Below are 6,319 nucleotides of genomic sequence, written 5' to 3'. Positions count from 1 at the left end.
ACGCGTTCACCTCTTTGTGGACCGTCGAGGCCATCGCGTCGAGGGTGGAGAACGCCGGCACCTCCAGCCCGGCCCCCACGACCCTCTCCAACGCGATGTTGATCAGGTCCGCCGGGCGGTTCTTCGCCGCGGCCTCCTTCCGGATCGATCCCTCCGCGATCCGGCGGGCCTCGGCCTGGTCGTAAGTCGCCCCCACCCGGCGGCGCACCTCCGTACGCTGCCGCTCCGCCGTCCGGCCCGTTGCCCACAACGGCACGGTCCCTTCCGGCAGCTCCACCGCGCGGCGGACGAAGTCGACCACCATCTCCGGGTATTCGTCCGGCTTCGGGAACCGGCCCATCCGCTGATAGGACTTCAACGCCAGCAGCAGCGCGAGCTGATGGCTGTCGGAATCCATCCGCTCAGCCGCCCACGCCGCCTCCTCCCGGGTCGGCGCGAAGAACAGATGCAGCTCATGCGCGGTGATCAGCCGCTTGAACCGCGGATACGCGGTCCGTTCGATCGAGGTCACAACCCACCCCGGCCCAGACGACGGTCAACATCACCACCAACGACACTGAGCTGAATGGGTGACGGCCGACGACAGCCCGAACCCCAAGATCAACTACTGGCGGCTTCTGGGCTTACCTCGGCGATCCCCCCTCTACTCTTCAATGCGTCGGGCTGGCTAGCCGAGATGCGCGACCCACCCACCACCAGCAAGCCACTCACCCCACGACCTCTGGCTTCCCACAGCCGGGGTGCGGGGCTTCTGAACACTTCGACTTGACGGGGAACACCACCGCCGCCCGGACCCGGTCGCGGCTTTCCGTCAGGCTCTTGTCCGGGAGGCCCACCAGGGTGAAGGCGGCCACTCCGGGTTCCAGGTCGGCCTGGACCTCGACGACCACTCCCTCGACGCCGACCAGGGCCACCGAGCACGTACGGGCGAATCCCATCTCAGACCACCCCCCGCGCGTGCTCGACGGCCGGGGCGCCGCGGCGGCGCAGGAGGACACCGATCAGGTCGATGCGGACGCCTCCCGGCGGGGCTCCTCCGTGGGTGTGGATCCAGCGTTCGGCGAGGCTCAGCAGGCGTTGCGCCTTCTCGGGTGTGACGGCGGCCATCGGATGCTGGAACGCGCCGCCCCTGCGGGTCTTCACCTCGCAGACGACCAGTGTGTTCCCGTCCCGGGCCACGATGTCGATCTCGCCGGACCGTCCGCAGCGCCAGTTGCGCTCCAGGATCGTCATACCGGCCTCGGCCAGCCGTCGCGCGGCCAGATCCTCGCCGTACCTGCCCAGTCCACTGCGTGCCCTGCTCATGTCGGCACCACCTCCGGCGCCAACCGTCACGCATCACGCGAGGAGAAGTGGATCTTGGTGCGTTACTCGGCGGTTGTGGAAAACCTCGTCACCCGAAAGGGGAAAGCGAAGGCCGTCAGCCGCCCGGGAGCTCCAGGTCGCTCTTGTTCAGCTCCTCGATGTTCACGTCCTTGAACGTGAGGACCCGTACCTGCTTCACGAAGCGGGCCGGCCGGTACATGTCCCAGACCCAGGCATCCGCCATGGACACCTCGAAGAACACCTCGCCCTGGACCGAGTGCACCTGCATCTCGTAGTCGTTGGTGAGGTAGAAGCGCCGCTCGGTCTCGATCACGTATTTGAACAGACCGACGACGTCTCGGTACTCCCGGTAGAGCTTGAGCTCCATCTCGGTCTCGTACTTCTCGAGGTCCTCGGCGCTCATGGCATGTTCCCCTTCAGCCGTGCGATCCCACCATTGTGCGCCAGTCCGACGAGCCCTCAGACGATTTCCGTGTCCAGAGTCACGGGCCTGGCGGGGGGACCTTCGTCGAGCAGCGTGCTCAGCAGCTCGGCGAGTCTGGTCGGATACACCGTCTCATGCGCCCGGGTCAGTTCCTGACACGTCCACCAGCGTGCTCCGGCGACGCTGCGCCGCTCAAGATCCGTCAGGCCCTGGGGTTCGGTCGCCGTCTGGGTCGTACGGGCCAGGTAGTACCACTCGTCCTGGTCCCAGCGGCGGCCCGCGAACGGGAAGGAGCACTGCCGACGCCACAGGACGGGACCGAGTTCGACGTCGGTGATGCCGGTCTCCTCGGCGAGTTCCCTGAGCGCCGCCTCCTCGCGCGTCTCGGTGCCCTCCAGACCGCCGCCGGGGGTGAACCACCAGTCGTCGGCCGGATCGTCCGGCTCGTGGCCGTGCAGGAGGAGGATGCGGCTCTCGGGGTCGAGCAGGACCACCCGGGCCACCTTGCGCAGGCCGCCGTCGTAGGTGTCCCCGCCCGTCTGCGTAGTCCCGGCGGGCATCTCAGCGTGCACCGGCGGGCTCCGGGCGGGTACGGGTGCGGGAGCGGCCCAGCAGCTTCGCGACCGGGCCGTACGCGCCGCCGGCGAGGATCAGGACGGCGCCGGCGACGATCATCAGCTCGATGGTCCTGAGCGGGCCAGGCTGGGAGAGGGCGCCCAGGGTCTCGAAGCCGGTGGGGCGCTTGAGCATGCCGTTCATGGGCCAGACGACGGCGTCGACCCGGGCGGAGACGGCACCCCGGGACACCGTGCCGCTGGCGGCGTCGGTGAGGTGGGCGGTGGAGTCCAGCGAACCCTGGCGCTCGTCGCCGAGCAGGAAGAGCCGGCCCTTGGGGACGGTCACGGTCGGGATGTTCTTGATCTCGGCCAGGCTGCCCGCGGGCAGGTACGGCTCGTCGATCTGCTTGCCGTTGACGGTGAGCTTGCCGTTCGTGCAGCAGGAGACGGTGTCGCCGCCGACCGCGACGACCCGCTTGACCACGTTGGCGTTGGTGACCCAGGTCTTGTCGCGGAAGACGACCACGTCACCGCGCCGGACCTCGCCGCCGTCGACGCGCTGGGCCAGCACCCGGTCGCCGGCGTCGATCGTCGGGGTCATCGAGCTGGTGGGCACGGTGTACGGCCGGTAGGCCACCGCTCCCCACCCGAATCCGCCGAGGAACAGCACCAGCCCCAGCGCCACGGCCAGCCCGGACAGCCGCTGCCCGATCCGGCTGCCGCCGCCCTGTGCCGTGCCTGCGCCCGCGCTGTGCGGGGCCGTACGCGTCGTGCTCTCGCCACCCATGGACCCGCACCCTACCCGGCGGTACCGAGCAGGGGCAGCCCCTCTTTCGCGGCCCGGGCCACTGCTTACCGGTTCTTGGACTCCAGGTGCTGCGCCCGCCTGCGCCGCCACACCACCACCGGCAGGACCGCCGCGACGGCGACGCCCTCGGGGGCCACCGTCAGGGACGCGGCCGCGGAGGACTTCTGGTCGAGGCCCTGGTCGAAGGTGTCCGGGACCGGCAGCGTGCCCCAGCGGTTGATCGGCCAGGCCTTCACGATGGCGCGGCCGACGACCTTGTCGACGGGGACCATGCCGTGGTTCTTGTCGGACTGGTTGTAGCGGGAGTCACGGGAGTTCTGGCGGTGGTCGCCCATCACCCAGATGAAGCCCTTGGGCACCTTCACCTTGAACTGGCCGCCCTGGTCGTCCTGGCTGCACGGGGTGTTGCCGGGGTACACGTACGGCTCGTTCAGCGCCTTGCCGTTGACCGTGAGCGGGCCGGTGCCCTTGCACTGGACCGTGTCGCCGCCGACGCCGATCACGCGCTTGATCAGGTCCTTCTCCTGGGAGGACGGCATCAGGCCGATCCAGCTGAGCACCGTCTGCACCGGGTTCGGGTTCGGCGTCGGCTCGCCCGCCAGCCAGTCGTCCGGGTCGTGGAAGACGACGACCTCGCCGCGCTCGGGCTTGGAGCCGAACCACGGGGTCAGCTTGTCGACCAGGACGCGGTCACCCTGCTGGAGGGTGTTCTGCATCGAGTCGGACGGGATCGAGAACGCCTGCACCAGGAACGTCTTGATCAGGAGCGCCAGGACCAGCGCGATCCCGATCAGGATCGGCAGCTCCTTCCAGAAGGAACGCGGCTTCTTCGGACGGCGGGCCCCCTCGTCCGTGCCCTCGCCCTCGGCCCGGGGTTCCTGCTCGTCCCGCGGTGTTCCGTCGTCGGCCTCCGAGGAGTCGGAGTTCCCGGACATCACGGCGCCGTCCGGAGCGGGATCGCTCGCGTCCACGGGGTGCCCACGGTGCTCCTCGCCGTCGTGTCCCGACCGTGCGCCAACCGCCACATCCCCCACGCCAACTCCTTACTCTCTGCCGCCGCCTGCCCCAGACACGGTGCAGGCCCACCACTCCCATAACGAGCGGGAGTTCCGCAGGGATCGGGAGTCGGGTCATTCCGTTCGGATCGTCGGAGGCAACCCTATGCGACGGCGAAGGGGCCGCGGTCGACCCCGACACGGTGTTCGCAACGCTTGCGAAGGTTTTAGGTTCATCGAGGCTGGTCCAGTGGCCGACGGGCCAGCCGATGACCATGGCCCGGCCGACCACCGAGTCCTCGGAGACCGTTCCGCCGTACGGGGTGTTCTGGTGGGCGCGGGAGTCCGCGGAGTTGTCCCGGTGGTCGCCCATCACCCACAGGCGGCCCTTGGGGACCGTGATGTCGAAGGGGGTCGAGGACGGGGAGTTACCCGGATACAGGTAGTCCCCTTCGGTCAGCGGCGCGCCGTTGACGGTGACCCGGCCCTGCGCGTCACAGCACTTGACATGGTCCCCGCCGACCCCGATGACCCGTTTGATCAGGTCTTTCTCGTTGTCGGAGGGCAGCAGGCCGATGAAGGTGAGGCCTTCCTTGAACTGCTTGACGACGACCGGGTCGTGCTTCTTGGCGGTCTGCTCGTCGGCCAGCCAGCCGCCGGGGTCGTGGAAGACGACGACGTCCCCGCGCTTGGGCTTGGAGCCGAACCACGGGGTGAACTTGTCGACCAGGACGCGGTCGCCGATCCGGATCGTCTGCTCCATGGAGCCCGACGGGATCACGAACGCCTGGACGAGGAAGGTCTTCAGGACCAGCGCTATGAGGACGGCGACACCGACCAGAAGAGGGATCTCCCGCACGGCCGACCGCCTGCGCTTGCGCTTCACCTTGCGCTGGAGTTTGCGCCGCTCCGCGCGCGTGCGGCCACCGCCCGGCACGGAGGTACGGCGGGAGCCGGTGGGCAGCAGGTCGTCCGCGGGCGTGCTGGGCACCCCGCGCGGCTTGCCGCGGTTACCCATGTGCGCCCGCCCCTGTCGCCTGCTCCGCCGCCGGCACGCGCGCGTAGGCGGAGGGCCGGGTCAGGTGCGCCCAGTGGGCGTACGGCCAGGCGATCCAGTCGGCCCGGCCGATGACGTCGCCGACCGGGATCATGCCGCCGCCGGGCGAACCCAGGTGGTCGCGGGAGTCGCTGGAGTCGCTGCGGTGGTCCCCGAGGACGAACAGACGGCCCGCGGGCACGACGACGTCGAAGGGGACGGTGGACGGGGTGTCCCCGGGATAGAGGAACGCCGTCTCGTCGACCGACCGGCCGTTCACCTGGAGCCTCCCCTCCTTGTCGCAGCAGACCACACGGTCTCCCCCCACCCCTGCCACGCGCTTGACGTAGTCGCCGGGCCCGAAATATCCGGTCCCGTCGAAGACAATCACGTCGCCGCGGCGCGGCTCGGCACCGAAACGGTACGCCAACTTATTTACGAGAACGCGGTCGCCGATCCTCAATCCCTGTTCCATGGATCCGCTCGGAATCTGGAACGGTTGCACCACGAAAGTGTTGAGGAGCAGCAAAAACGCCAGGCAGGCGAAGAGGGTGAGGGTGATCCTGCCGCCCGGCAGCCACTCGGCGACCCGCGACACAAACGCGAAACGCGACCGGCCCTCCGTCCCCGGAGTGGTACCGGGGCGGGAGAAACGGTCGCGTTGCGTCGGCTGTGCTTCGGTGTCCATCGGGGCCAGATGCTATCCGGCCCCGCTGTGACTCCGGGAAAGCGCTCAGTTCTCGCGCTTCTCCTTGATCTTCGCGGCCTTGCCGCGCAGGTCACGGAGGTAGTACAGCTTGGCGCGGCGCACGTCACCCTTGGTGACCAGCTCGATCTTCTCGACGATCGGGGTGTGCACCGGGAAGGTGCGCTCGACGCCGACGGAGAACGAGACCTTGCGGACCGTGAAGGTCTCGCGGACACCAGAACCCTGGCGGCGGATCACAACGCCCTTGAACTGCTGCACACGGGAGCGGTTGCCCTCGATGACGCGGACGTGGACGTTGACGGTGTCACCCGGGCGGAAGGCCGGGATGTCGCTGCGCAGCGACGCGGCGTCGACGGTGTCGAGCAGGTGAGACATTTCGTCTGCTTTCTTCGCTGATGCCACAGGTCATCAACGGGAACTAGGTGTACAAGAGGTCTGCCGTGCGGGTCGGAACGGGCGTCGTG

The 6,319-nt window shown here is 68.9% G+C and carries 8 protein-coding genes and 2 pseudogenes; all 10 read right to left on the bottom strand.

Annotated elements, in window-relative coordinates; translation table 11 throughout:
* The coding region (locus tag AQI88_RS29535; protein WP_079057867.1) for a DUF4158 domain-containing protein at window positions 1–511 on the bottom strand (511 nt) is incomplete at its 3' end.
* Window positions 512–776: 265 nt separating this feature from the next.
* Window positions 777–938: pseudogene (locus tag AQI88_RS29530) on the bottom strand (magnesium chelatase domain-containing protein); the annotation flags it as partial.
* Window position 939: 1 nt separating this feature from the next.
* The gene (locus AQI88_RS29525; RefSeq protein WP_067004943.1) at window positions 940–1,305 is read right to left on the bottom strand and encodes a YraN family protein; all 366 of its coding nucleotides are present in this window, start codon (window positions 1,303–1,305) and stop codon (window positions 940–942) included.
* A gap of 115 nt (window positions 1,306–1,420) precedes the next feature.
* A complete protein-coding gene (locus AQI88_RS29520) occupies window positions 1,421–1,729 on the bottom strand; it encodes a DUF2469 domain-containing protein (RefSeq protein WP_003965949.1) in 309 nt (102 codons plus the stop codon).
* 56 nt (window positions 1,730–1,785) lie between these two features.
* Complete coding sequence (locus AQI88_RS29515; protein ID WP_067004941.1) at window positions 1,786–2,310, bottom strand: NUDIX hydrolase; 525 nt, start codon at window positions 2,308–2,310, stop codon at window positions 1,786–1,788.
* Window position 2,311: 1 nt separating this feature from the next.
* On the bottom strand, window positions 2,312–3,094 hold the full coding sequence (lepB, locus tag AQI88_RS29510) for a signal peptidase I (protein WP_067004939.1): 783 nt from the start codon (window positions 3,092–3,094) through the stop codon (window positions 2,312–2,314).
* Window positions 3,095–3,159: 65 nt separating this feature from the next.
* On the bottom strand, window positions 3,160–4,149 hold the full coding sequence (lepB, locus tag AQI88_RS47120; protein WP_107118693.1) for a signal peptidase I: 990 nt from the start codon (window positions 4,147–4,149) through the stop codon (window positions 3,160–3,162).
* Window positions 4,040–5,128: pseudogene (lepB, locus tag AQI88_RS43690) on the bottom strand (signal peptidase I); the annotation flags it as partial. The gene lepB (AQI88_RS47120) and the pseudogene lepB (AQI88_RS43690), both read right to left, overlap by 110 nt.
* Complete coding sequence (gene lepB / locus AQI88_RS29500; RefSeq protein WP_067004935.1) at window positions 5,121–5,834, bottom strand: signal peptidase I; 714 nt, start codon at window positions 5,832–5,834, stop codon at window positions 5,121–5,123. The gene lepB (AQI88_RS29500) and the pseudogene lepB (AQI88_RS43690), both read right to left, overlap by 8 nt.
* Window positions 5,835–5,879: 45 nt before the next feature.
* Window positions 5,880–6,230: a 50S ribosomal protein L19 gene (gene rplS / locus AQI88_RS29495; RefSeq protein WP_067004933.1), complete on the bottom strand. Its 351-nt coding sequence runs from the start codon at window positions 6,228–6,230 to the stop codon at window positions 5,880–5,882.
* Window positions 6,231–6,319 lie beyond the last annotated feature (89 nt).

Origin of the sequence: Streptomyces cellostaticus (genome assembly GCF_001513965.1) — a bacterium.
Taxonomy (GTDB): domain Bacteria; phylum Actinomycetota; class Actinomycetes; order Streptomycetales; family Streptomycetaceae; genus Streptomyces; species Streptomyces cellostaticus.
Note: the sequence above shows the minus strand (reverse complement) of the source record. Positions and strands in the feature narration are given on the sequence as shown.